Raw genomic sequence first — 22,544 nt, 5'->3', positions numbered from 1 at the left:
AACGGCCGCTTTTCAGCAGAGGTGAGCGCGCCCACTCTGGTGTGCGAGACGGCGACGCGGCCGTCCTCCCAGAGCGGAAGGTCAGCTGATGGCGACTACGGTCACGCCCCACCGGAGCCCGCACCAGAAGACCGTGCGGCGGGCTGTCGCGGGCAGCTTCGTCGGCACGGCGATCGAGTGGTACGACTTCTTCATCTACGGGACGGCGGCCGCGCTCGTCCTCGGGCCGCAGTTCTTCCCCGGCTCCTCGGACCTCGCCGGCACCCTCGCCGCCTTCGCCACGCTGGCCGTGGGCTTCATCGCCCGGCCCATCGGCGGGGTCGTGATGGGCCACTTCGGCGACCGGACCGGCCGCAAGTCGATGCTCGTGATCTCGATGGTGCTGATGGGCACCGCGACGGTCGGCATCGGGCTGCTGCCCACCTACGACTCCATCGGCGCGTGGGCGCCGGTCCTGCTGGTCGCGCTGCGCTTCGTCCAGGGCATCGGCGTCGGCGGCGAGTGGGGCGGCGCCGTCCTGATGGCCACCGAGCACGCCCCGCCGGGCAAGGCCGGGCTCTACGGCTCCGCGCCGCAGATGGGCGTCCCCGCCGGCGTGATCCTGGCCAACGTCGTCTTCCTGGTGTGCACCCAGTCGATGAACGAGCAGCAGTTCCTGGCGTGGGGTTGGCGGCTGCCGTTCCTGTTCAGCGTCGCGCTGATCGCCGTCGCGATGTGGATCCGCCTCGGCGTGATGGAGACCCCGGCCTTCCAGGCCGCCGCCGACGACGACCGGATCGCCCGGATCCCGATCGTGGAGGTGCTCGCCACCAGCTGGCGCACCGTGCTGCTCGCCGGCGGCACGTTCATCGCCACCAACGGCGTCGCCTACGTCTTCATGGTCTACGTCCTGAATTACGGGACGACGGAGCTCGGCTTCAGCCGGGGCACCATGCTCACCCTGCTGATCGCCTCCTGCCCGGTCTGGATGCTGGGCATGGCGCTGTCCGCACACCTCTCCGACCGGCTCGGCCGGCGCCGGGTCTACGTGAGCTCGGCGATCGCCCTGCTCGCGACGTCGGCGGTGTTCTTCCCGCTGATCGACACGGCCGCGGTGCCGGTGATGCTCGTGGCGATGCCGGCCCTGGCCTTCGTCCTGGGCTGCACGGTCGGCCCCCAGTCGGCGGTGTTCGCCGAGCTGTTCCCCGCGCACCTGCGCTACAGCGGCGCCTCGCTGGCCTACCAGGTGGGCGCCATCCTCGGCGGCGGTCTCGCCCCGTTCCTGGCGACCTGGCTGTACGCCCGGTACGGCACCACGCTGGCCATCTCCGCGTACTTCGTGGTCGTCAGCCTGATCAGCCTGGCCTGCGCCATCGTCCTCCTGCGTCCCCGCCGCACGACTGCGGCGCTCGTCCCCGCCCCGGCGCAGCCCGAGCTGCAGCCGCTCGTCGAGAAGGTGGCCTGACATGACGACCTCCCCCTACTACCGCCCCCGCCAGTACGAGCCCGCGACCTTCCCGTCCATGACGGCGACCGGCCCGGCCCTGCCCGTCGTGGTGGTCGGCGCCGGCCCGGTCGGGATGGGCGTGGCGCTGGGCCTGGCCCACCGCGGCATCCCCGTCACCGTCCTGGAGGCCGCCACCGGGGTCTCCTTCGGCAGCCGGGCCATCTGCGTCTCCCGGCACAGCCTCGAGGTCGCCGACCGGCTGGGGTTCGGCGAGGAGCTCACCCGGCTGGCGATGCCCTGGGAGGGCGGCCGGAGCTTCTACCGCGACGTCGAGGTGCTGCGGTTCCGCATGCCGAACGAGCCGCACGCCGTGCGGCCGCCGATGGTCAACGTCTCGCAGTCCGAGCTCGAGCAGGTCATGGCCGACGCCTGCGCGGCGCACCCGCTGGTCACCCTGCACTGGGGTGCCCCCGTCGCCCGGTTCACCGAGGACGAGGACGGCGTGGACCTGGAGGTGGAGACCGCGGCCGGGCACCGGCACCTGCGGGCCCGCTGGGTCGTGGCCGCCGACGGCGGGCGCAGCCGGATGCGCGAGCTCACCGGCGTCCGGCTGCAGGGCACCAGCTACGAGGGCCGTTACGTCATCGCCGACATCCACTGGCCCGCGGACCTGCCGGCCGAGCGGACGGTCTGGTTCGACCCGCCGAGCAACCCCGGCTCGACGGTGATCATGCACCGCCAGCCCCACGACATCTGGCGGATCGACTACCAGCTCGACCCCGGCGAGGACGCCGAGGCCGAGACCCAGGAGGAGCGGATCCGCGCCCGGATCACCGACCACCTGGCCTGGCTGGGGCGCGAGGGCCCGTGGACGCTGGAGTGGTTCGGCTTCTACAAGGCGCACGCCCTGGCGCTGGACAGCTTCGTCCACGGCCGGGTGCTGTTCGCCGGCGACGCGGCCCACCTCGTCCCCATCTTCGGCGTCCGCGGGCTGAACTCCGGCATGGAGGACGCCGAGACGCTGGCCTGGATGCTGGCCGCGGTGCTCGGCGGGGTCGCCGACCCCGCGCTGCTGGACACCTACTCGGCCGAGCGGCACCACGCCTGGGAGCAGAACGTGGCCAACGCCGGCAAGTCGACGCTGATCATGACCCCGGGCAGCCACGGGCACCGGGTCACCCGCGACGCGCTGCTGGCCCTGGCCACCGTGCGGCCGGAGTTCAGCCACCTGATCAACCCGCGGCAGAGCAGCGCCACCCACGCCCGCTGCTCACCGCTGACCGTCGCCGCCGCTCCCGGCACCCCGGGGCTGCTGCCCGGCGACCCAGTGGGCGACCGCCGGGTCCGGCTGGCCGACGGCAAGGAGACCAGCCTCGACCAGGTCCGCGGCCGCGGCTTCCTGCTGGTCGGGTTCGGCCTGGATCCGGCGGCGGTGGCCGACACCGCCCGCCTGCAGGACGACCTGGCCGCGTCGCTGGGCGCCGAGGAGGTCGGCCTGGCGCTGGTGGCCCCGGAGACCGACGCCCCGCCGTTCGTCGCCGAGCTGGACGACGCGTTCGGTGAGCTGGCCGCCGCGTGGGGAGCCCGGCCGGGTGAGGTGTTCCTCGTCCGCCCCGACGGGCTGCTGCTGGCGCGGGGACCGGTGGCTGGGCACGCCGGGCTGCCGGCCCACCTGCGCGCCGGCCGGCCCACCGCGGCCGGCCCGTCGCAGCAGGGTGCGGACGCGGTCGCGCTGCCGCCCGCCGAGGCGGCGCGCGAGGCCGCCTGGCTCGCGCTGTCCGCCGGTCTGGACGCCGTGCCCGCCGGCGACCGCGAGGGCGTCCTGGCCCGGCTGGCCCTGCTGCTGGCCGACCGGGTCGGCGCCGACGACTTCCTGGCCGCCGTCTCGACCGCGGCCTCCACCCGCTGACCTCCGAGGAGACCTGACATGCCGTACTACCGTTCCGCCGGTTCCGTCCCCCGCAAGCGGCACACCCAGCACCGCACCCCCGACGGGGGGCTGTACTCCGAGGAGCTGATGGGGGAGGAGGGCTTCTCCTCCGACTCCTCGCTGCTCTACCACGTCAACGTCCCCTCGGCGGTGGTGGACGTGCGCGCCTGGGAGCTGCCGGACCAGACGCTCACCCCCAACCACCCGATGGCGCCGCGGCACTTCGCCACGCACGCCCTCTTCGACGGCGGCGCGACCGGGGTGGACGCGGTCACCGGCCGGCGGCTGCTGCTGGGCAACGGGGACGTGCGGCTGTCCTACGTGGTCGCCGACACCCCGAGCCCGCTGTACCGCAACGCGATCGGCGACGAGTGCCTCTACGTCGAGTCCGGCCGGGCCGAGGTCCGGACCCTGTTCGGGGACCTGTCCGTCGGCGAGGGTGACTACGTGATCGTCCCGCGGGCCACCACCTACGACGTGGTGCCCACCGGCGGGCCGGTGCGGATCTACGCGATCGAGGCCAACTCGCACATCGGCCCGCCCAAGCGCTACCTGTCGCGGTACGGCCAGCTCCTCGAGCACGCGCCGTACTGCGAGCGGGACCTGCGCGGGCCGGCCGAGCCGCGGGTCGTCGAGGGCACCGACGTCGACGTGCACATCAAGCACCGCGGCCCCGGCCCGGGCGGCATCGCCGGCACGGTGCACACCTATCCCCAGCACCCCTTCGACGTCGTCGGCTGGGACGGCTGCCTGTACCCGTACGCCTTCAACGTCGCCGACTACGAGCCGATCACCGGCCGGATCCACCAGCCCCCGCCGGCGCACGAGGTGTTCGCGGGCAACAACTTCGTGGTCTGCAACTTCGTGCCCCGCAAGGTCGACTACCACCCGCTGGCCGTCCCGGTGCCCTACTACCACTCGAACGTCGACTCCGACGAGGTGATGTTCTACTGCGGCGGCGACTACGAGGCCCGCAAGGGCTCCGGCATCGGGCAGGGCTCGATCAGCCTGCACCCGGGCGGGCACCCGCACGGTCCCCAGCCGGGCGCGGTGGAGCGCTCGATCGGCGCCGAGTTCTTCGACGAGCTCGCCGTCATGGTCGACACCTTCCGGCCGCTGGAGCTCGGTGAGGCGGCCCGGGCCACGGACGACGGCCGGTACGCCTACTCCTGGTCGGGCGGCCGGCGGCTCCGGGCGGAGCAGCCGGCATGACCGGCACGGTGCCCCGGCTGTTCGAGCGGCTGTGCGACGACGCGGCGGTGTTCCCACCCGGCAACCTGCCGCTCGCGCAGGCCGTGCCGGCCCACCTGGCTCACCACGCCGGCCCGCACCGCCGGCTGGTCGGCCCGTTCGTGGTCGCGGCCGCCGCGCTGCCCGAGCTGGCCGGGCTGCTGTCCGGCCGGCCGGCGAGGTCGTTCGACGTCGCCCTCACCGTCCCCGAGCCCGCTGCCGTGGCCGGAGCCCAGGCGGCGGCCGGCGGCATCGCGGCCGTTCGGGTGGTCGCGGTGGAGGTCGCCGTCCCGGCCGGCATCGGCGCCGCCGCGGTGGTGCCGGTGCTCGACGCGGCCCGCGCCGGGCGTCCCGACGTCCCGGTCTTCGTCGAGCTGCCGCGCGACGAGCGCCGCCCGGACCTCGTCCGGGCGCTCGCCGGCACCGGACTGCTGGCGAAGCTCCGCACCGGCGGCGTGCGGGCCGAGCTGTACCCCGGGGAGGAGGAGCTCGCCCGGGCCCTGGTCGACACCGCGCGGGCGGGTCTGCCGGTCAAGGCCACCGCGGGCCTGCACCACGCGATCCGCAACACCGACCCGGCGACCGGCTTCGAGCAGCACGGCTTCCTCAACGTGCTCACCGCGGTGGACGCCGCCCTCGCCGGCGCCGACACCGCCGAGGTGGAGCGCCTGCTGGCCGAGCGGGACCCCGCGGTCCTGGCCGACCGGTCCTCCGCCCTGGGCGACCGGAGCGACCGGGTGCGGGAGCAGTTCCGCTCCTTCGGCACCTGCAGCATCGCCGAACCGCTCGAGGAGCTGGTCGCGCTCGGGCTGCTCGACCCCACCCTCGTCCCGACCACCGCCTCGATCGGAGATCACCGATGACCACCGTGACCGTTCCCGGGGGCTCCCTGTTCGGCCCGCACAACCTGCCGTACGGCGTCTACTCCGTCGCCGGCTCCGCGCCGCGGGTCGCCACCCGCCTCGGGGACACGGTGGTCGACCTCGCCGTCCTGCTGGGCGACGAGGTGTTCGCCGCCCCGACGCTGAACCCGTTCATGGCCCAGGGGCACGACCGGTGGGTCGCCGTCCGCCGGGAGATCGCCGAGCGCGTGACCGGCGACGTCCCGGACGAGGCGCTGCACGACCTGGCCGACGTCACCCTGCACCTGCCGATCGACGTGGCCGACTACGTCGACTTCTACGCGTCGGAGCACCACGCCGCCAACCTCGGCCGGCTGTTCCGGCCGGACAACCCCGATCCGCTGATGCCCAACTGGAAGCACCTGCCGGTCGGCTACCACGGGCGGGCAAGCTCGATCGTCGTCTCGGGCACCGACGTGGTCCGGCCGTGCGGGCAGCGCAAGGGCCCGGACGACCCGGCGCCGGTGTTCGGGCCCTCGGTGCGGCTGGACATCGAGGCGGAGCTCGGCTTCGTCGTCGGCGCGGGGTCGGCGATGGGCGAGCGGATCCCGGTCGAGGACGTCGAGCGGCACGTCTTCGGCGTCGTCGTCTTCAACGACTGGTCGGCGCGGGACATCCAGGCGTGGGAGTACGTGCCGCTGGGTCCCAACCTCGGCAAGTCCTTCGCCTCCACCATCTCGCCCTGGGTCGTGCCGCTGCTCGCGCTGGAGGCGGCGAAGGTGGCCACCCCGGTGCAGGACCCGCAGCCGCTGCCCTACCTGTCGATGGAGCGCCCCTGGGGGCTGGACGTCGACCTGTCGGTGCAGTGGAACGGGCAGGAGGTCAGCCGCCCGCCCTACCGGGAGATGTACTGGTCGCCGGCGCAGATGCTGGCGCACCTGACGGTCAACGGAGCCCCGTCCCGGACCGGCGACGTCTTCGCCTCCGGGACGATCTCCGGTCCGGCGAAGGAGTCCCGCGGGGCGTTCATCGAGCTCACCTGGGGCGGCGCGGAGCCGGTCACCGTGAACGGGGAGCAGCGCACCTTCCTGGAGGACGGCGACGAGGTCGTGATCACCGCGTCGGCCCCGGGACCCGACGGCACCCGGCTCGGCTTCGGCGAGGCCCGCGGGCGCATCCTGCCGGCGACCTGCACCGACTGAGGGGTGGAGGTGACCGTTGCCCTCGAGGCGCTCAGCCCCATCGGTCCGCGACACCGGGCAGTGGCCGGCCGGCACTGTGGTCCGGCTGCTGCGTGCGCGGCTCTCAGGTCGAGTGACGCCAGCTCCGGCCGTCGCGGGCGATCAGCGAACCCGCCTCGGGAGGCCCCCAGGTGGCTGCCTGGTAGAGCGGGATGGGGTGCGCGTCGCCGGCCCAGTACTGCATCACGGGGTCGACGATGCGCCAGGAGCGGCCGACCTCGTCAGCGCGGATGAACAGCGTGGGGTCGCCGATCAGCGCGTCCAGGATGACCCGCTCGTAGGCGTCGGGGGACTGCTCCTCGAAGCTCTCGTACGAGAAGTCCATGGAGGCCTTCTGGACCCGGAAGGCGTGTCCGGGCACCTTCGCGCCGAACCGCAGGCTCAGCCCCTCGTCGGGTTGCACACGCACGATCAGGGCGTCCGGCTCCAGCCCCGCGGCCGTCCCGGGGAACAGCGGCAGCTGCGGGGGACGGCGGAACTCCATGGCCACCTCGGTGATCCGCGCGGGCAGGCGCTTGCCGGTCCGCACGTAGACCGGAACGCCTGTCCAGCGCCAGTTCTGGACCTCGAGCCGCATCGCCACGAAGGTCTCGGTGGAGCTCAGCGGGTCGACACCGGGTTCGTCGCGGTACCCGGGCATCAGGTCGTCGCGGGTGCCGCCCCGGGTGTACTGCCCGCGCACCGCGTTCGCCGCGATGTCCGCTTCCTCCTCCAGCGGCTGGATCGCGCGCAGCAGTTTCACCTTCTCGTCGCGGATCGCCTCCGCGTGGAAGGACGTGGGCGGTTCCATGAGGAAGAGCGAGAGCACCTGCAGGACGTGGTTTTGGACGATGTCGCGCATCGCCCCGGTGGTCTCGTAGAAGCCGCCCCGCTCGCCGACGCCCAGGGTCTCCGCGACGGTGATCTGCACGTTGTCGACCCAGGTCCGGTTCCAGATCGGCTCGAAGATGGAGTTGGCGAACCGCAGCGCGAGGAGGTTCTGCACCGTCTCCTTCGCCAGGTAGTGGTCGATCCGGAATATCTGCTCCTCCACGAACGCCGACGAGAGCTCCGCATAGAGGTCCCGGGCGCTCATCTCGTCCCAGCCGAACGGCTTCTCGACGACCGCGCGGATGAAGCTGTCGCCGGCCGGCACGGACAGCCCCGCCTTGCCGAGGCTCACCGCGATCGGCCCGAACAGGCGGGGCGGCGTCGCGAGGTAGTAGACCCGGTTGCCGGCGGTCCCGTGCCGTTGATCGCAGTCGGCCAGGACCTCCGCGAGCCGCTGGTACGTCGCCGGGTCGTCGTAGCCGCCACCGACGTAGCGGGCTGCCGCCGTCAGTTCGTTCCACCGCGGGGAACTCTCACCAGCCACGCTCCGCCGGCAGCGCTCGGCGAACTCGTCGTCGGTCATGGGCGTGCGGGCCACGCCGATCAGCGCGACCTCCGCGGGGAGGGCTCCGTAACCGGCCAGCTGCGCGAGAGCGGGTAGCAGCTTGCGAGCGGTGAGATCACCCGAGGCGCCGAAGATCACGAGGACGCACGGCGGTGAGCGGCGATCGGAGTCGACGTTCATGTGCCGGGAGCATGCCCGCGTCGGGGCACCACCGACAGCCCTGACACCGCGCCTCTGCACTGGCGGCCACGGCCCGGTGCCGGAGATGAGGGCGGCGGACCAGGTGGCCCCGCTGGGAGCAGGCCGCAGCGCGTGCGTTGCCGCGACGAGTCGCAGGCGTGCCCCGCACCGTCCCGCCACCACGAGGCCTTGACCGGCCGCGCCCCGGCGAAGGATGGCGGCTCGCGGGGGCCGAAGTGGACGAGGGCCTTCGATGACTGCTCCCACGCTGCGCCCAGAGGTGGACGATCTCCGTACCCGGGTATCGCGCTCGTCGACTCGCCGTCCATGCCAGAACCGGCCAGCACCCGCGACGAGGACCGCGCACCCAGTGTCATCAGCGTTGAGCGGGGACGGACGACGCACAGCGTGCCGGCTCGCCCGATCCGACGCCGTCCGAGCTGTCATTGACCTCCGCCCTCGAACGCAGGACGGTTTCAGCCTCCACCGGAATGGCTGCGGGCATGGCCGGGACTCCGGCGCCCGCCGACCGAGCACGGCTTCCGGGAAGGTGAGGGCGATGACTGCTGGTGGCACCCGTCGCGGCGCCGTACTCCTCGCGGCTGTCTGTTCAGGTTCGGTCCTCCTGCCCGGCTGCGGCGGCGAGAGCGCTCCGTCCAGCACCCCGACGCCGGCCGAGAGCGGCACCTTCTCCAGTTCCTCCCAGGAGCTGGGAGACGGGAGCGTCTCGACCTACGTCACGCTGGACGAAGGCGGGAACCCGACGGAAGTGGGCATCCGGTTGACACCGACCGCCCTCGAGGGCCTGCCTCCGTCGAGCACCACGTTGATGATCGACATGCCTGATCAGGCCGAGGCGACCGCGTTCGACCACGTCATGCTGAACTGGAACCCCGAGGGGCATGAGCCCCCGGAGCTGTTCGGCCGACCGCACTTCGACTTCCACTTCGACATGGTCGACATGGCCACGATCGAGTCCATCACCCCGGACGACCCCGAGTTCGCGGTCAAGGCGGAGCGCCTGCCTGAGACGCGCTACGTGCCGCAGGACTATGCGGTGGCGCCAGGTGCGCCCGTCGCTGCACAGGCGGTGCCCAACATGGGCGTGCACCTCATCGACTCCAGTGACACCAGCCTCGTCCCGGGTCAGTACGACTTCACGCAGATCATCATCAACGGGGTCTGGGACGGTCGCTACACCTTCATCGAGCCCATGATCACGCGTGACTGGCTGTTGAGCGGACCCAGCCTCGAGCAGCCGCTCAAGCAGCCGGGCGCCTATCAGGAGACCGGTTACTACCCGACCGCGTACGCCGTCCACGTCGACCAGCAGACGAAGGACTACGTCGTCGCGCTCACCGGTCTGACGATGCGCACCGCTTCCTAGTGCCGGGGCGGCGGGCAGTGGGGCGACGTCCTGAACGGTTCTCCCGCCGCGTCTGGCATCCGGCGACGACCGGCCATGACCGCTCAGGCGTCAGCGACTGAGCTGCAGCCTTCGTGGCCGGCCTCGCTCGAGGCGGGAGCTGGACGCGGCGCCGCGCCTGCCGGACGTCACCGACCGCACTTGGTCCCGATGCCGACGTTGAGGGGTGCGGTCAGCAGGGCCGGCCGCTCGCCGTCGGAACGGTCACGGACCATGCCGTCGAGGATCTGGCGCACCGTTGCCTGCTGGTCCGCCGTGAGGTCACCGACGATCGCTCCGGCGATCGGGTTGCTGCCCAGCATCCAGTCCCACAGCGCTTGTCCGGACCGGACCTCGATGCGCTCCCGATGGGTCGTGTCCACCGTGACGTCGCTCAGACCGGCGTCGACCAGGCGCTGGCGCAACTCGTCCGGATCCGCCACCTGGAACTCCAGCGGCGGGGGATCGTCCGGCAACCCCTCGAACTCGGGCAGCACGGCGCGCAGCGCCGCGAGGAAGAGCTGCAGGGCCTCGAACTCCGCGGGGGAGCCGTACGCGATCACCAGGACCCGACCTCCGGGTCGGGTCACCCTGACCATCTCGCGCAGCGCCACTGGCTGGTCCGGGACGAGCATGACGCCGAACTGAGAGCCCGTGACGTCGAAGCTCTCGTCCTCGATGTCGAGGGCGTGGGCGTCCATCACGCGCGCCTCGGCGTCGCCGAGCCCTTCCTCGCGGACACGCGCCCTGAACCGCTCGAGCATCGCCGGGGACCAGTCCGTGGCCAGCACCCTGGCGCCGAGGCGGGCGGCGGGCAGGCTCAAGCCGCCCGTTCCGGCCGCGACGTCCAGGAACCGGTCGCCCTCCTCCAGACCCGCGAGGACGAGACCTGCGTGCGCGAACGGCGCCTCACCGGGCGCGACGAACTCGTCGTAGCCCGCCGCGATCGCGTCCCAGGCCTCCGGTGGGGCCACCTCGTGCTGGGTGGCCGCCGTTCCTGCGTCCGTTCCCATGGCTCTGTCCTCCCTGTCGGGCCCACCGCCGCCGTGGTGACGTGGGCGACGGCTGGGGACGACGGTAGGGAGCCGGGCACGGCACCCGCATCGGGCGGATCATGGAGATCGTCGGGGACCAGGGGTCGGTGGTTCTGCGGAGGACCCCTGGACCAGGTCGTGCGTGTAGGCGTAGGCCGTGGCCGCCGAGCGGGACGACAGTCCCAGTTTCGAGAAGACGCTGCTCAGGTGGGTTGCCACCGTCTTCTCGCTGATGAAGAGCTCGGAGGCGATCGCCTGGTTGGTCCTGCCCGTCGCCACCAGCGCCAGCACCTCCGCCTCGCGGACGGTGAGCCCACCCTCGGCGCGGGGTGCCCTGCCCGGCGACAGCGCCTCGACCGAGGCCAGGTCCGGCTCCGCCGCCAGCTCCTGGAACACCGACCGTGCCGCGTCCAGCTCCAACCGTGCGCCGTCCGCGTCTCCCAGCGACCGGCAGGCCAGGCCGATCAGCACCCGCGCACGCGCCGCGTCGTACGGCGCCCCGAGCTCGCACCAGGCCGCCACCGCGCGGCGGAGGGAGCTCAGCGCGGCGCGGGTGTCGCCCTCGGCCAGCAGCACCGCGCCGGTCGCGTGCAGCGCCCCTGCGCGCAGCCAGGGTGCGTTCCATCCGGACGCGAGCGTCGACAGCTCATCGACCGCGGTGCGGGCGGCAGCGACGTTCCCACGGGCGAGCAGGACCTCGACGTAGCCGGCCAGCAGGCGCACCCGCAGCACCGGCTCCGCGGCCTCGTCCAGGGCGCGGCGCAGGGCCGCGGCGGCCTCGTCGACGCGGCCCTGCCGCAACCGTAGCTGCGCGAGACCGGGTTCTGGCCGGCGTCCCCACCGATGGGCCTGCCGGTACGCCTCCTCGGCCTCGGGGAACTCGCCCCGGAGCCGGTGGAGCTCGGCCCGCACGTAGTGGGCAGCACCCAGCACGGGCTGACCGGTCGGTCGGGCGAGGCGGTCGCAGGCGCGCTGCACCTCGATCCCGGCATCCGGCCACGCCCCGTGCAGCAGCATGAGCTCGGCCCGGTGCACCAGGCACTGACCGCGGTAGAGCACCAGCTGCGGCTGGCTCTCGCACCAGCGGCTGAGTGCCTCGGTCCACTCCTGGGCCCGGCGCACGTCGCAGACCTCCTGGCACCCCTCGATCACCGTGCAGTACAGGTCGCCGACGACGGCGGGTGACACCTCGGGCGCCGTGATCGCCACCATGCCGTCGTCCATCCAGGCCAGGCCCTCCGCGACCTCCCCGAGGTGGATGAGGCAGCGGCCCCGCCCGACCCGGGCCAGCGCCCCGAGCTGGGGATCGCGAAAGCGGTCGCCGACCGCGGCCCCCTCGGCGAGTCCAGCACTGCCGCCCGCCGGATCGCCCTCGAACGTCTGGCGGAGCCCGGCCGCGTAGCGCAGGTAGCCCTGCTCGACGCAGTCCAGTCCGCTCGCGTCGAGCAGCCGCTGCGCCCGGTGGATCCACCCGCCCGCGCGGGCGAGTCGACCCCCGTTCGCCAGGACGAAGGCCATCCAGAACGCACATCGGGCGGCGTGGACGACGTCACCGCGCCCGACGGCCGTGTGGTGAGCGCGTGCCCAGACGTCGACGCTCTCCTCCTCCCTGCCGGTCAGGAAGGCGGCGACCGCGAGCCGCTCGAGGTCCGGGGGCTCGAGCGGTACCTCGCCGTCGGCGGCCGACAGCTGCGACCACGCGTCTGCCCACGCCCGCCGTCCGAAGGACTCACGGCCTCGATCGACCGCACCACCCATGGGCACAGTCTCGACCCCCCGTGCCCCCGCGGCGGCGTCAGGGCGTCGCCGCCTCGCAGCGGGACGTCGACCGTCTCGAGCACCCGGCCGACCAGGCGTCGCACGGCGGTCATCGACGGCGGCGACGATCCGCCGTCCGTGGCGGTGGGCCGGCTGAACAGCAGTTCGTCGCGGAGCACGAGCAGATCATGTGCGCGACCCGCGGGATCGGGCACGCCGAGGGCGGCGAGCTGCTCGGTCAGGCGGTCGTGCACGAGTGCCGTGTTCGCGAGGAGTGCCTGGCGCAGCTCCGCCGCCGGCTCCCCTCCAGAGTCAGCTCGTCCCGCGCCGGCTGCCGGTCGCGACCGTCGGGCAGCAGGCCGTGGACGACGGCGGTGAAGGCCTCCGCGGAACTCGGTGCCGCTGAGGTGCGACAGCGCCGGGCGGCACGCCACGTCGAGGTCGGACAACCGGTGCACGATGGCGCGCAACAGGTCGAGCCGGGTGTGGACTGCAGCTGTAGAGGAGTGGTCGTGTCCATCGGATCCGCCGACGTCGCGGTGGAGGGCGCCCGCGGGTTCGCTGCGCGGCTGCGGCGTTGCTCCTCGAGCCCCGTCGTGGACGCCGAGCTCCCCGGCGGGCAGCCCGGCTGCGACCGGTTCGCTCGCTGCGCTTCGAGGCCGTCGTGGACGGCGTCGCGACCTTCCTCGCCGAGGTGCACGCAGTTCCCGTGAGGCGGCGGTGAGCGGGCGGGTGCTCGAGTCGGTGCCGCTGCCGGAGCAGCTGGCCGCCGTCGGCCGTGACCCGCTGCGCGTCCTCGTCGTCGGCGCCGGGGTGGCCGGCGTGACCCTCGCCCAGCTCTTGCGGACGGCCGGCCTCCATCCGGTCCTGGTCGACCGCCGGACGGCGGGCGCGGACCCCGGCTACATGCTCGGGTTGATGCCGCTGGTCGACCCGGCGCTGCGGCACCTGGGGGTCGAGGACGCCTACCGGGAGCGCAGCGTGCCGGTGCGCCGCTACGCCCTGCGCGACCGGGCCGGCCGCCCGGTCCGGGAGTACCCGCTGGCCGGTCTGCTGGCCTTCGGCGACTACCGCGGCATCGAGCGCGGCGAGCTCCTGGCCGTGCTGGCCGCGGCCGGGGGAGCGGTGACCCACGGCGCGACGGTCACCGGACTGGCGCAGGACGGCGAACGGGTGCGGGCCGTGCTGGCCGACGGCATCGGCGAGGAGACGGCCGAGTTCGACGTGGCCATCGCCGCGGACGGGATGCACTCGGCCACCCGCGCGCTCGTCCTGGACGACGGACAGGTGACCGGCCTCGACACCGGCTGGGGTGGCTGGGTCGCCTGGACCGACTCCGACGACGCCCCAGACCGCTACGACGAGTGCTGGGGCGCCGGCTTCCTGCTCCGCACCTACCCCGTCCGGGACCGGATCGGGGTCTTCGTGGGCGGCCCGCGGCGGGACACCGCGGCCGGTCCGGCCGCCTTCGCCGCGCGGGTGCGCGGGCAGCTCCGCGCCGAGGACGTTCGGCTGGACCGCGCCCTGGCCGCGGTCGCCGCCGGCGACGGCACGCGCTTCTGGCCGATGACCGACGTCCGGTCCGCGACCTGGTCCGGCGGGCGGGTGGGCCTGCTGGGCGACGCCGCGGCCGGGTTCCTGCCGACCGCTGGGATCGGCGCGGGGATGGCGATCGAGTCCGCCGCGGTCCTCGGTCGGCTGCTGCTGCAGGCCACCCCCGGGTCCGTGCCCGAGGTGCTGCGCCGGTACGAGGCCCGGCAGCGACCCCGGGTGGAGGCCGCGCAGCAGAACTCCCGCGTGCTGGCCCGGATGGTGTTCCGCTCGTCCCGGCCGGCCGCCGTGGCCCGCGACCTGGCCGCCCGGTTCCTGAGCCTCGACCGGGCGCTGGCGCCCATCCGCCGGCTCCTGGACGACCGGCCGGAGGTCTGAGTCGGCGTCGCCTGCGCGGGCCGACAAGACGAGACGTCGCGTCTTGACGGCACCCGACCACGCGAGGACCGTTGCCCTCGCGCGAGACGCAGCGTCTCGTCCGGATCTGGTAGGTGGGTCGTGTCCGCACACGTCGACCGGGGCCCGTCCCCGCGGGTCTGGTTCATCACCGGCGCCAGCCGGGGGCTCGGCCACGCGATCGCCACGGCCGCGCTCCACGCCGGTGACTCGGTGGCCGTGGCCGCGCGAACGGAGGCACCCCTGCGCGAGCTCGCCGCGCGGCACGGGGACCGGGTGCTGCCGCTGCCGCTGGACGTGACCGACCGGGCGGCCGTCGTCGCGGCGGTCGGCGCGGCCGTCGAGGCGTTCGGCCGCCTCGACGTGGTGGTGAACAACGCCGGCTCGCTCTTCCTGGGGATGGTCGAGGAGTGGACCGAGGCGGAGGCCCGGGCGCAGCTGGAGGTCAACTTCTTCGGCGCGCTGTGGGTGTCCCAGGCCGTGCTGCCCCACCTGCGCGCCCAGCGGCACGGGCACCTGCTGCAGATGTCGAGCCTGGGCGGGCTGGGTGGCTATTCGAGCACCGGCCTGTACAGCGCCAGCAAGTTCGCGCTCGAGGGGATGAGCGAGGCGCTCGCCCAGGAGGCTGCGCCATTCGGCGTGCGCGTGACCATCGTCGAGCCGGGTGGCTACTGGACCGACCTCTACACCAGCATGCGCACGGCGACCCCGCTGCCTGCGTACGCGCAGCTGCGCGCCGAGCTGGAGCGGCAGTGGGCCGAGGGGTCGGTCGACAGCGACCCACGGCTGGCCGCCGACGCGGTGCTGCGGCTGGTGGCCAGCGACGACCCGCCGCTGCGCCTGGTGCTCGGCAGCGTCGCCTACGACCTGGTCGTCGGCCTCGCCCAACAGCGGGTGGCGACGTGGACGCGCTGGGAGTCGGTCAGCCGGGCCGCGGAACGGGCCATCCCCATGCCCACCCCGGGCAGCTGACGGGGGGGGGAACAGTGACGACATGCTGATCCGACGAGAACTGCCGGAGGACGAAGCGGGCATCACCGAGGTGCACGCCGAGGCGTTCGCGCCGTTCTACCCCGGGTCGCACCCGGTGGAGCCGGGCCTCGTGGTCCGGCTGCGGAACAGCGACGCCTGGCTGCCACGGCTGTCGCTGGTGGCCGTCGTCGACGGCGCGGTCGTCGGGCACGTGTGCTGCACCCGCGGTGCGCTCCTGCCGGGCGGGTACCCGGCCCTCGGCCTGGGGCCGCTCGGCGTCCGGGAGCGGCACAAGCGCTCGGGGGTGGGCAGCGCCCTGATGCACGCCGTCCTCGGCGCCGCCGATGCGCTCGACGAACCGCTCGTCGTCCTGCTGGGCCATCCCGAGTACTACCCGCGCTTCGGTTTCCGGCCGGCCGCCGATCTCGGCATCGAACCGCAGGACCCCGAGTGGGCTCCCGCCTTCCAGGCACGGCCGCTCACCAGCCATCGCCCGGAGCTGCGGGGACGCTTCGAGTACGCCCAGCCCTTCAGCGAGCTGTGAGGCGGGCCCTCGTGTGCGGCTGAGGTCCGGAGCCGGGTCACACCGCGACCGTCGTGGCGACGGAGACGGTGTCGCTCGCCGGCCGGGACGACGGGGCGAGGTCGGGAGGTCGTGGCGTGTAACCGGGGACCGCGTCGAGGCCGACGGACCGGTCGTGGACGTCGAACAGGGCCTGTCCGGCGTCGACCGGGTGCAGCACCAGCCGGACCCCGCTCGCCGGGACGTCGTGGACCGCCAGGTCGAGCGGCGCACCCTGCAGGTCGAGGTCGACCGGGTCGAGGCCGTCGAACGTCGCCTCGACGCGGGTCATGCCCGTGGAGCTGCTGACGCCGAGGGTGGGCGCCCCGCGGGCGCTCTGCACGGTCAGCACGATGGTGCCGTCCGCGCCCCGCTCGGCCCGCACGGTCGGGGCGGCGAGGTCCACCGCGGGAGCGGGGCCGGTCCGGAGGGCGCCGTCGGCGGCCGGCGGCAGGTCGGCGCCCGGGCCGTCCACGGTCTCCGGGGTGTACCCGGCCACCCATGCGGCGGGGTCCGGGTCCCGGCTGAACCACCGGGCGGACCCGTCGCTGGCGTCGAGCACGTAGGCGAGGTCGGCCTGGCGGGGGTGCTCCGCGTCGGGCCGGTGCACCAGCACGCCGGTACCGGCCAGGCCGACGGCCGCGACCAGGGGGAGGGCCACCAGGACGGGCGCACCGCGGCGCGGGACCCGCAGGCCCGCGACCAGCGGCGCGAGTGTCGCCCCGAGGAGGACGGCGAGGGCGGCCACGATCGGCGCGGCCGACAGCCCGGCGTCGAACGTGGAGACGACGAACGGCCACAGCAGTGCCAGCGAGGGCACGGCCCCGACCGCGACGGCGACCGGGCGGGCCCGGCTCGGCAGGAGCGCGGCGGCGAGCACCCCCAGCGCACCCCCCAGCGCCGGGAGGGCGAACGCGAACGACATCCCGGGCGCGACGACGGCGGTCAGCCCGCCGAGCAGGGTCAGCCAGCCCAGCCCACCGATCCCGAGACCCCACGCCCCGATCCGGCGGCGGAACAGTCCCGCCCACGCGGCCAGCGCGGTGCCGGCCAGCAGCAGGACCGCCAGGCGCGCGGGGAGCGGGCGCAGCGGGAACCCGGGGAGCACTCCTTCGGCGTAGTCCGGCCGGAGCAGGACCAGGACCTCCCAGGCCGCCTGACCCGCCAGGCCCGCGACGACCACCAGCACCGCCACCGAGGCGACGCCGCCCCACACCCGCCGGACCGCGACCAGCCCGCGCCGCACCGCCACCGCCGCGGCGGCGATCAGGGCGAGGGCGGCCAGGCCCGCGAGGGGCAGCGCCAGCCCCTCCGGGTACGTGACGAACAGGCCGAGGAACGGGAAGTAGGTGGCGTCCCGGGACGGCGGCGCCCCGCTCGTCGCCGGGTCGAAGGGAGCGAGGTCGGTGTCGTCGAGGGCGCGGGTGACGCCGAGCAGGTTGGAACCGTGGTGCTGCAGGCTCGCCCGGCTCAGGTGCGCCGGGTCGTCCTGCGCCGTGTGGTAGCGGCTCGCACCCTCCACCAGCGCGAAGTCGAGCGCGGGGCGCCCGGCCGACAGGAACGGGCTGACGTCGGTGTCGTTCGGGACGAACCGGAAGATCTCGTTGAGGGCGGAGTCGCCGACCGCGTGGGGTGCCGCGGCGGCGAACGTCCGGATCAGCCGCTCGTTGCCCGGCGACGTCCGGGCCAGCGTCGACGGGCCGCTCACGCCGCGCGCCTCCAGGTTGAGGACGACGGCGGGCCGGCCGCGCAGCGGGTCCGCGCGGACGAACGCCCCTGCTCCCAGCAGGCCCGGCTCCTCGCCGTCGGTCAGCAGCGCGACGACGTCGTTGCGCGGCCGGGGGCCGGCGGCGACCGCGCGCAGCGTCTCCACGACGGCTGCGACACCGGCCGCGTCGTCGGCCGCCCCCGGGCCGGCCGCGACCGAGTCGTAGTGCGCGGCGAGGACGACCGCGCCCGTCGGGCGGGTCCCGGGGAGCACCGCGACGACGTTGTCGACCCGGGCGACAGCCGCGCTGCCCCCGGCCGTCCAGCCCGCGGCGGCGCGCTGGACCGACACCGTCGCCCCGTGCGCACGGAGCAGTTCGACCAGGACGTCCCGCGCCTGGTCGCTGCCGGGACTGCCGAGCGGACGCGGCCCGCCGGCGAGCGCCAGGACCGTCTCCATGGCACGGGCCGCGCTGAACTCCGTCGTCGGCGCGTCGGCCGCCAGGGGCGCGGGCGGACGAACCGAGAGGAGGGCCACCGCGCCGACGACCAGGACCACCAGCAGCGCGACGAGCGAGCCGGCGAGGGACCCGCGCGGTGCCGGCGACCAGTCGCCGTCGAAGGCCCTCATCGTTCTCCTCGAGGTGCGCGCGTGGGGACGGGCGGTGGTGCGATCGTCGTCCACGGTGGCCGGCCGATGAACCAGATCAGCAGCACCGGAACGAGCCGTGCTGGTCGGGGCAACGCCTTCGAGGCCACGACGGCGGAGTTCCAGGGTGGGTCAGGTCCCGACACCTGGAGGCCTCGTGCGCCGTCGTCCGTCCGCGGCCGTCCTGGTCACTGGGTGTACGAGCGTGGTTGCAGGTCTGCCGCTGCCCACCCCCGACGTCCAGGCGCGGTGGACCGCGGACCCCCACGGCCGGCACCGCGGCGGACCTGGCGGCGCTGCACCTCGCTCTCAGGGCCGACTGACCGACCCCGCGGTGGCCCGGCAGCTCAGCTGCGCGCTCCCGACCCGGTAGACGGTCGGTCCCGCAGCGGGTCCGGGAGGCCTACGGTGCGCGACATGGCGCACCGGGCGACGCTCGTGGCAGTCTCCTCGATCCAGCTGGCCGCTCAGTTCATCGGCCACGCCGTGGCCCTGCGACGGCGGCGGCACTTCGACGTCCCGTTCCTGGCGGGCAGCCCGGAGCACATCGTCCGGGACTGGCTCTGGTTCGGCACGGCCTACAGCGCACCTCCCTACCTGCTCGGGCTCCAGGTCTGGGCCATCGCCCGGCTGCTCCGCGGGCCGGACGACCGCGCGTGCTGGGTGCTCCACCGGCTGGGGACGGGGCTGACGCTGGGGTATCCGAACGAGCGGTGGAACCGAGTCCGGATGCGCCCCAGGGGGTTCGACCCGCTCGAGACGCCGATCGTCGCCGCCGGGTGGAGCGGGGCGATGGCGATGGCCGTCCTCGCCCGCCGCGGACGAGGAGCTGCTCAGGCGGGTTCGGGCACGCCGCCGGGGTCGCCACCGGGGTCGTCCGGCGTCGACTCGATCGGCGGGGGCGGGAGCGGCTCGGCTGCGTCGGGGAGCAGCTCCGCGGCATCGTCGGGCACCGGCTGGTCGGGATCGATCTCGGGACCCGGCTCGGGCAGCGGAGTGACCATGCGATGAGTCAACCAGCGCGTCGTCCCCCTCGCGACGTCGCCCGCGGACCCGGCCCGGACCGGACCGCACGGTCGAGGGCGGCCGCGTCGCCCCGGAGCGGGTTGATGCCCTGGACCCGCGGAACGGATCAGCCGGCCGGGCCGGCCGGCTTCCCGGATGCGCCCGGGACCGTGGCGGGCAGCCGTACCCGGAGCACGGTCGCTCCCGGCTCGGTCTCGATGCTGATGTCGCCGCGGTGCCGGTCGACGATCCGCCGGGAGATGTCCAGCCCGAGGCCGGTGCCCTCGCCCACGCCCTTGGTCGTGTAGAAGGGGTCGAAGGCGTGCTTCCTGGTCTCCGCGGACATCCCGTGCCCGGTGTCGGCGACGTCCACGATCACCGCACCCCGGCCGAGGCGGGTGGACAGGCGGAGCGTCCCGCGGCCGTCCATCGCGTCCAGCGCGTTGGTGATGAGGTTGGTCCAGACCTGGTTGAGCTCGGCGGCGAGCGCGTGGATGGGCGGGACGTCGGCGCCGTAGTCCCGCACCACGACCACGTCGTCCGGGATGCGGTGCGCCAGCATCACGAGGGTGCTCTCCAGTCCCTCGACCAGGTCGGTGGTCTGCATGGCGGCGCGGTCGAGCTGGGAGTAGGACTTCACGGCCGCCACCAGGTCGGAGATGCGCCGCGTGGACTCCTTCACCTCGTCCAGCAGGCCGGTCGCGGTCAGCGTGTTCGCGACCCAGTCGAGCGCCGCCTCGAGCGCGGCCCCGCCGCCGGCCTCGGCGACCCGCTCGCACCAGTCGACGTCGGCGCCGGCTGCGGCGAGGACCGGGGCCAGCACCCAGTCCTGCTGCACCGACCGGGCGGACAGCCAGTCCGCGAGTGCGTCCTCCCGATCCGCCAGGTCGATCGGGTCGGACGGCCGGGGGCCGAGCTCCTGGCGCAGCGCGTCGATGCGGTCGAACTGCTCGGCGCGGATCGGCAGCGCCACGAGCCGCCGCAGCGAGGACAGCAGCCCGTCGTACGCCTCGCCGAGGGCGTCGACCGCCCGCGTCGCCGCGGCGGCGGGGTTGTTGAGCTCGTGCGCGAGCCCGGCCGCCAGGGTGCCGAGCGCGGCGAGCGCCTCCCGCTGCCGCGCCATCGACTCGTAGTTGCGCGCGGACCGGGAGACGCCCTCGATGAGGTGCAGGCCCAGCGGGAAGCGGGCCGCCCACAGCCGGCGGAGGTCGTCGGCGGCCATCCGGAGCACGCGGCCGGCGGTGGCGGCGCGTCCGGTGGCCAGGTAGGCGCCGTGCTCGTCCCAGGCGCGGAAGCCACCGGCCCACCGACCCGCGACGTCCATGACGCCGAGCTGGGTCTCGTCGCGTCCCACGTGCCGCAGGAGGTCCACGCTGCCGTCGAGGAGCACCCACCAGTGCTCGGCGGGGTGGTTCTCCTGGAAGAGCACGTCGCCGGACCGGAACGACACCTCGGTGCCCACCTCGAGCAGGGTGGCCAGCAGGTCGTCGTCGCTCCCGTGGAAGAGGCCGATCGGGCGCACCGTGTGGAGCTCCATCACGGGATCGCCGGTGAACGGTGGACCAGGGCGAGCAGGTGGAACGACATGGCTGCCTCCCGCGGCCGAGGCGGTGCTGACCGGCGGCACCGGCGCCGACGTCAGGCCCGGCAGGCGGTCGCATGGTTGCTGCGCGATCGAAGCACAACCCGCGCCCGCACACGCCTGTCCGCTGAGCGCGGCTTCGCGGATCTCCCAGGCCGGTGGACCCGGTGGTCTGCTGGGAGGCAGACGTCGAGACGGCGGTGCGCCGGACCACGTGGTGATGACCGCCGCAGTCAACGAAGGAGGCAACGAGCTGGGCAAGGTCATCACCGGCGCCACGATGTCGCTCGACGGCTCCATCGCCGGCCCTGGGGAGAGCGGCTTCGACCTGCTGTTCGAGTGGTACGGCAACGGCGACGTCGAGATCCCGTCGGCCAGCCCCGACGTGCCGCCGATCCGCATCTCCGCGGCCGGCGCCGAGCTGATCAAGCCGGAGAGGGAGGACACCGGCGCGCTGGTCGTCGGCCGGTACCCCTACGGCATGACGAACGCCTGGGTGGGCGGCACCCGATGGACGTGACCACGGTCGTGCTTACCCACCGCCGGGAGGCCGGCCTGCTCGACGAGGTCGGCGAGCTGGGCAGCACGCCGGTGCAGTTCGAGGGGCTCATCACGGTCGTCGCAGGCACGGGCGTCACGCACCTGCGCTACCGGGTCAGGGAGTAGGCCCTCCCGTCCCGAACGCGGCAGTGTCCCAGGGGTCGCGGGTCCAGGGGCGACGGCTGTACTCGAGGTTCAGCTGTCCGGGCCGGGCGTCGATGAGTTCGGCGAAGACCGTGCCGTAGACCTGGCCGTCCCGCTCGTGCCGGACGACCAGGGCCGAGGGGTCGTCGGCCGGTGGCCGCCCCTGGACCAGACCGCGCCAGCCGTCGGGGAAGGTCACCTCCGCCAGCGCGCCCCGCCAGCGATCGGCCTTGCGGTCCTCCGGCCCGCCGGAGGTCATCACGTGCGTGCCCTCGGGGTGCTCGGTCCCGGTGAGCTGGTCGCCGTCGAACAGCCAGGTGGTCAGCCGGTCCGGGGTCGCCAGGACCAGGAGGAACCCCGCCATCCCGGCGAGCCGGACGTGCGAGACCCAGTCGGCCCCGTGGACGGCGCCGAGCAGGGGGAGCACTCCCCGGCTCGGGGCTCCTGGGGCGGCCGGCCGCTCGTGGTAGCGGTTCAGCACGAGCGCGGTGACTCCGGTGCCGACCTGGGTCGCGCACCACGTGCCCCCGGCCACGCGGTCGCGCCCGCCGACGACGTCGGGAAACTGCGGCCACCACCGGTCGGGAACGTCGAACCCGCGGGTCGTCACCTCGTCGCGGACGGCGAGGAGCTCCACCGGCCGGTCGGCGGACCGGCGCACCACCACCGTGCACATGCGCGCATCCTCCCGTGCCCGCGCGCGGCCACGGGACAGGCGCCCTGGTCCTGCCGGACTACGCGGGTCCGGTACGGCTAGCGGTCGTGGGGGCGCCGGTGAGCACGTCGGGCGGCGAGCATCAGCAGCTGCCGGTGCGAGGTGGCCGGCGCGGTGCGGCTCCTGGCCTCCTCGGCGAGCTGGCGGGCGGCGACGAAGGACGCGGGTTCGTCACGGCGGCCTGGTGATCGTGCGGGCATCGTCCTGCCTGCCTTCCGGGGCTGGGTCGCCTGCCGCTGTGGTGGCCGAGGGCCGGCGGGCAGAAGTCGAGCGGATCGGGCCAGGCGGTCACGGCGGGTC

General features: G+C 74.3%; 20 protein-coding genes. 13 read left to right on the top strand and 7 right to left on the bottom strand.

The window, feature by feature from the left end; genetic code table 11:
- The first annotated feature begins 88 nt into the window (after positions 1-88).
- From HK417_RS02580 to fahA, 5 genes are read left to right on the top strand one after another with little or no spacing between them, the layout of a single operon-like run.
- Entirely contained in the window at positions 89-1,444 is a 1,356-nt protein-coding gene (locus HK417_RS02580; RefSeq protein ID WP_222262993.1) for an MFS transporter, read from the top strand.
- A 1-nt stretch (position 1,445) separates the two neighbouring features.
- On the top strand, positions 1,446-3,335 hold the full coding sequence (locus tag HK417_RS02575; protein WP_222262991.1) for an FAD-dependent monooxygenase: 1,890 nt from the start codon (positions 1,446-1,448) through the stop codon (positions 3,333-3,335).
- 18 nt (positions 3,336-3,353) lie between these two features.
- Positions 3,354-4,568: a homogentisate 1,2-dioxygenase gene (locus HK417_RS02570; protein WP_222262989.1), complete on the top strand. Its 1,215-nt coding sequence runs from the start codon at positions 3,354-3,356 to the stop codon at positions 4,566-4,568.
- Complete coding sequence (locus HK417_RS02565) at positions 4,565-5,449, top strand: hypothetical protein (RefSeq protein ID WP_261325731.1); 885 nt, start codon at positions 4,565-4,567, stop codon at positions 5,447-5,449. Before HK417_RS02570 ends, HK417_RS02565 begins: the two co-directional genes overlap by 4 nt.
- Positions 5,446-6,630, top strand: coding sequence for a fumarylacetoacetase (gene fahA, locus HK417_RS02560; RefSeq protein WP_222262987.1), 1,185 nt, complete (start codon positions 5,446-5,448; stop codon positions 6,628-6,630). Before HK417_RS02565 ends, fahA begins: the two co-directional genes overlap by 4 nt.
- A 103-nt stretch (positions 6,631-6,733) precedes the next feature.
- Here fahA and zwf read toward each other — a convergent pair whose 3' ends face one another.
- Positions 6,734-8,224, bottom strand: a complete 1,491-nt coding sequence (gene zwf / locus HK417_RS02555; protein ID WP_222262985.1) for a glucose-6-phosphate dehydrogenase — start codon at positions 8,222-8,224, stop codon at positions 6,734-6,736.
- A gap of 559 nt (positions 8,225-8,783) precedes the next feature.
- On the opposite strand from zwf, the gene HK417_RS02550 reads away from it, so the two are divergent.
- Positions 8,784-9,611, top strand: coding sequence for a DUF5602 domain-containing protein (locus HK417_RS02550; RefSeq protein WP_222262982.1), 828 nt, complete (start codon positions 8,784-8,786; stop codon positions 9,609-9,611).
- Positions 9,612-9,778: 167 nt separating this feature from the next.
- Here the strand turns inward: HK417_RS02550 and HK417_RS02545 are convergent, their stop codons facing one another.
- Both HK417_RS02545 and HK417_RS02540 read right to left on the bottom strand, forming a co-directional pair.
- Positions 9,779-10,642: a class I SAM-dependent methyltransferase gene (locus HK417_RS02545; protein ID WP_222262980.1), complete on the bottom strand. Its 864-nt coding sequence runs from the start codon at positions 10,640-10,642 to the stop codon at positions 9,779-9,781.
- Positions 10,643-10,741: 99 nt separating this feature from the next.
- Positions 10,742-12,421, bottom strand: coding sequence for a helix-turn-helix transcriptional regulator (locus tag HK417_RS02540; protein ID WP_222262978.1), 1,680 nt, complete (start codon positions 12,419-12,421; stop codon positions 10,742-10,744).
- Between the two features lie 20 nt (positions 12,422-12,441).
- Between HK417_RS02540 and HK417_RS26300 the strand changes: the two genes are divergently transcribed.
- The 4 genes from HK417_RS26300 (at position 12,442) to HK417_RS02520 (ending at position 15,884) form a co-directional block, all read left to right on the top strand.
- The gene (locus HK417_RS26300; protein ID WP_222262976.1) at positions 12,442-13,134 is read left to right on the top strand and encodes a hypothetical protein; all 693 of its coding nucleotides are present in this window, start codon (positions 12,442-12,444) and stop codon (positions 13,132-13,134) included.
- 7 nt (positions 13,135-13,141) lie between these two features.
- Positions 13,142-14,350, top strand: coding sequence for an FAD-dependent oxidoreductase (locus HK417_RS02530; protein ID WP_222262974.1), 1,209 nt, complete (start codon positions 13,142-13,144; stop codon positions 14,348-14,350).
- Between the two features lie 120 nt (positions 14,351-14,470).
- The gene (locus tag HK417_RS02525; RefSeq protein ID WP_222262972.1) at positions 14,471-15,340 is read left to right on the top strand and encodes an SDR family NAD(P)-dependent oxidoreductase; all 870 of its coding nucleotides are present in this window, start codon (positions 14,471-14,473) and stop codon (positions 15,338-15,340) included.
- Between the two features lie 22 nt (positions 15,341-15,362).
- A complete protein-coding gene (locus HK417_RS02520) occupies positions 15,363-15,884 on the top strand; it encodes a GNAT family N-acetyltransferase (protein WP_222262970.1) in 522 nt (173 codons plus the stop codon).
- 37 nt (positions 15,885-15,921) lie between these two features.
- On the opposite strand, the gene HK417_RS02515 is transcribed toward HK417_RS02520, so the two are convergent.
- Positions 15,922-18,240: a M28 family peptidase gene (locus HK417_RS02515; protein WP_222262969.1), complete on the bottom strand. Its 2,319-nt coding sequence runs from the start codon at positions 18,238-18,240 to the stop codon at positions 15,922-15,924.
- Positions 18,241-18,675: 435 nt separating this feature from the next.
- On the opposite strand from HK417_RS02515, the gene HK417_RS02510 reads away from it, so the two are divergent.
- Positions 18,676-19,269 carry a hypothetical protein gene (locus tag HK417_RS02510; protein ID WP_222262967.1) on the top strand — a complete coding sequence of 198 codons (594 nt, stop codon included), beginning with the start codon at positions 18,676-18,678 and terminating at the stop codon, positions 19,267-19,269.
- A 121-nt stretch (positions 19,270-19,390) separates the two neighbouring features.
- Here HK417_RS02510 and HK417_RS02505 read toward each other — a convergent pair whose 3' ends face one another.
- Entirely contained in the window at positions 19,391-20,800 is a 1,410-nt protein-coding gene (locus HK417_RS02505) for an ATP-binding protein (protein ID WP_222263343.1), read from the bottom strand.
- A gap of 265 nt (positions 20,801-21,065) precedes the next feature.
- On the opposite strand from HK417_RS02505, the gene HK417_RS02500 reads away from it, so the two are divergent.
- Both HK417_RS02500 and HK417_RS02495 read left to right on the top strand, forming a co-directional pair.
- A complete protein-coding gene (locus tag HK417_RS02500) occupies positions 21,066-21,365 on the top strand; it encodes a hypothetical protein (RefSeq protein WP_222262966.1) in 300 nt (99 codons plus the stop codon).
- Positions 21,362-21,511, top strand: a complete 150-nt coding sequence (locus HK417_RS02495; protein ID WP_222262964.1) for a hypothetical protein — start codon at positions 21,362-21,364, stop codon at positions 21,509-21,511. Before HK417_RS02500 ends, HK417_RS02495 begins: the two co-directional genes overlap by 4 nt.
- Here the strand turns inward: HK417_RS02495 and HK417_RS02490 are convergent.
- Entirely contained in the window at positions 21,501-22,205 is a 705-nt protein-coding gene (locus tag HK417_RS02490; RefSeq protein ID WP_261325729.1) for an NRDE family protein, read from the bottom strand. The two genes, HK417_RS02495 and HK417_RS02490, sit on opposite strands and share 11 nt — an antisense overlap.
- 77 nt (positions 22,206-22,282) lie before the next feature.
- Positions 22,283-22,444: a hypothetical protein gene (locus tag HK417_RS02485; RefSeq protein WP_222262962.1), complete on the bottom strand. Its 162-nt coding sequence runs from the start codon at positions 22,442-22,444 to the stop codon at positions 22,283-22,285.
- Positions 22,445-22,544: the final 100 nt, after the last annotated feature.

The sequence above is a fragment of the Modestobacter marinus genome (assembly GCF_019799945.1).
In the GTDB taxonomy this organism is placed as follows: domain Bacteria; phylum Actinomycetota; class Actinomycetes; order Mycobacteriales; family Geodermatophilaceae; genus Modestobacter; species Modestobacter marinus_B.
Note: the sequence above shows the minus strand (reverse complement) of the source record. Positions and strands in the feature narration are given on the sequence as shown.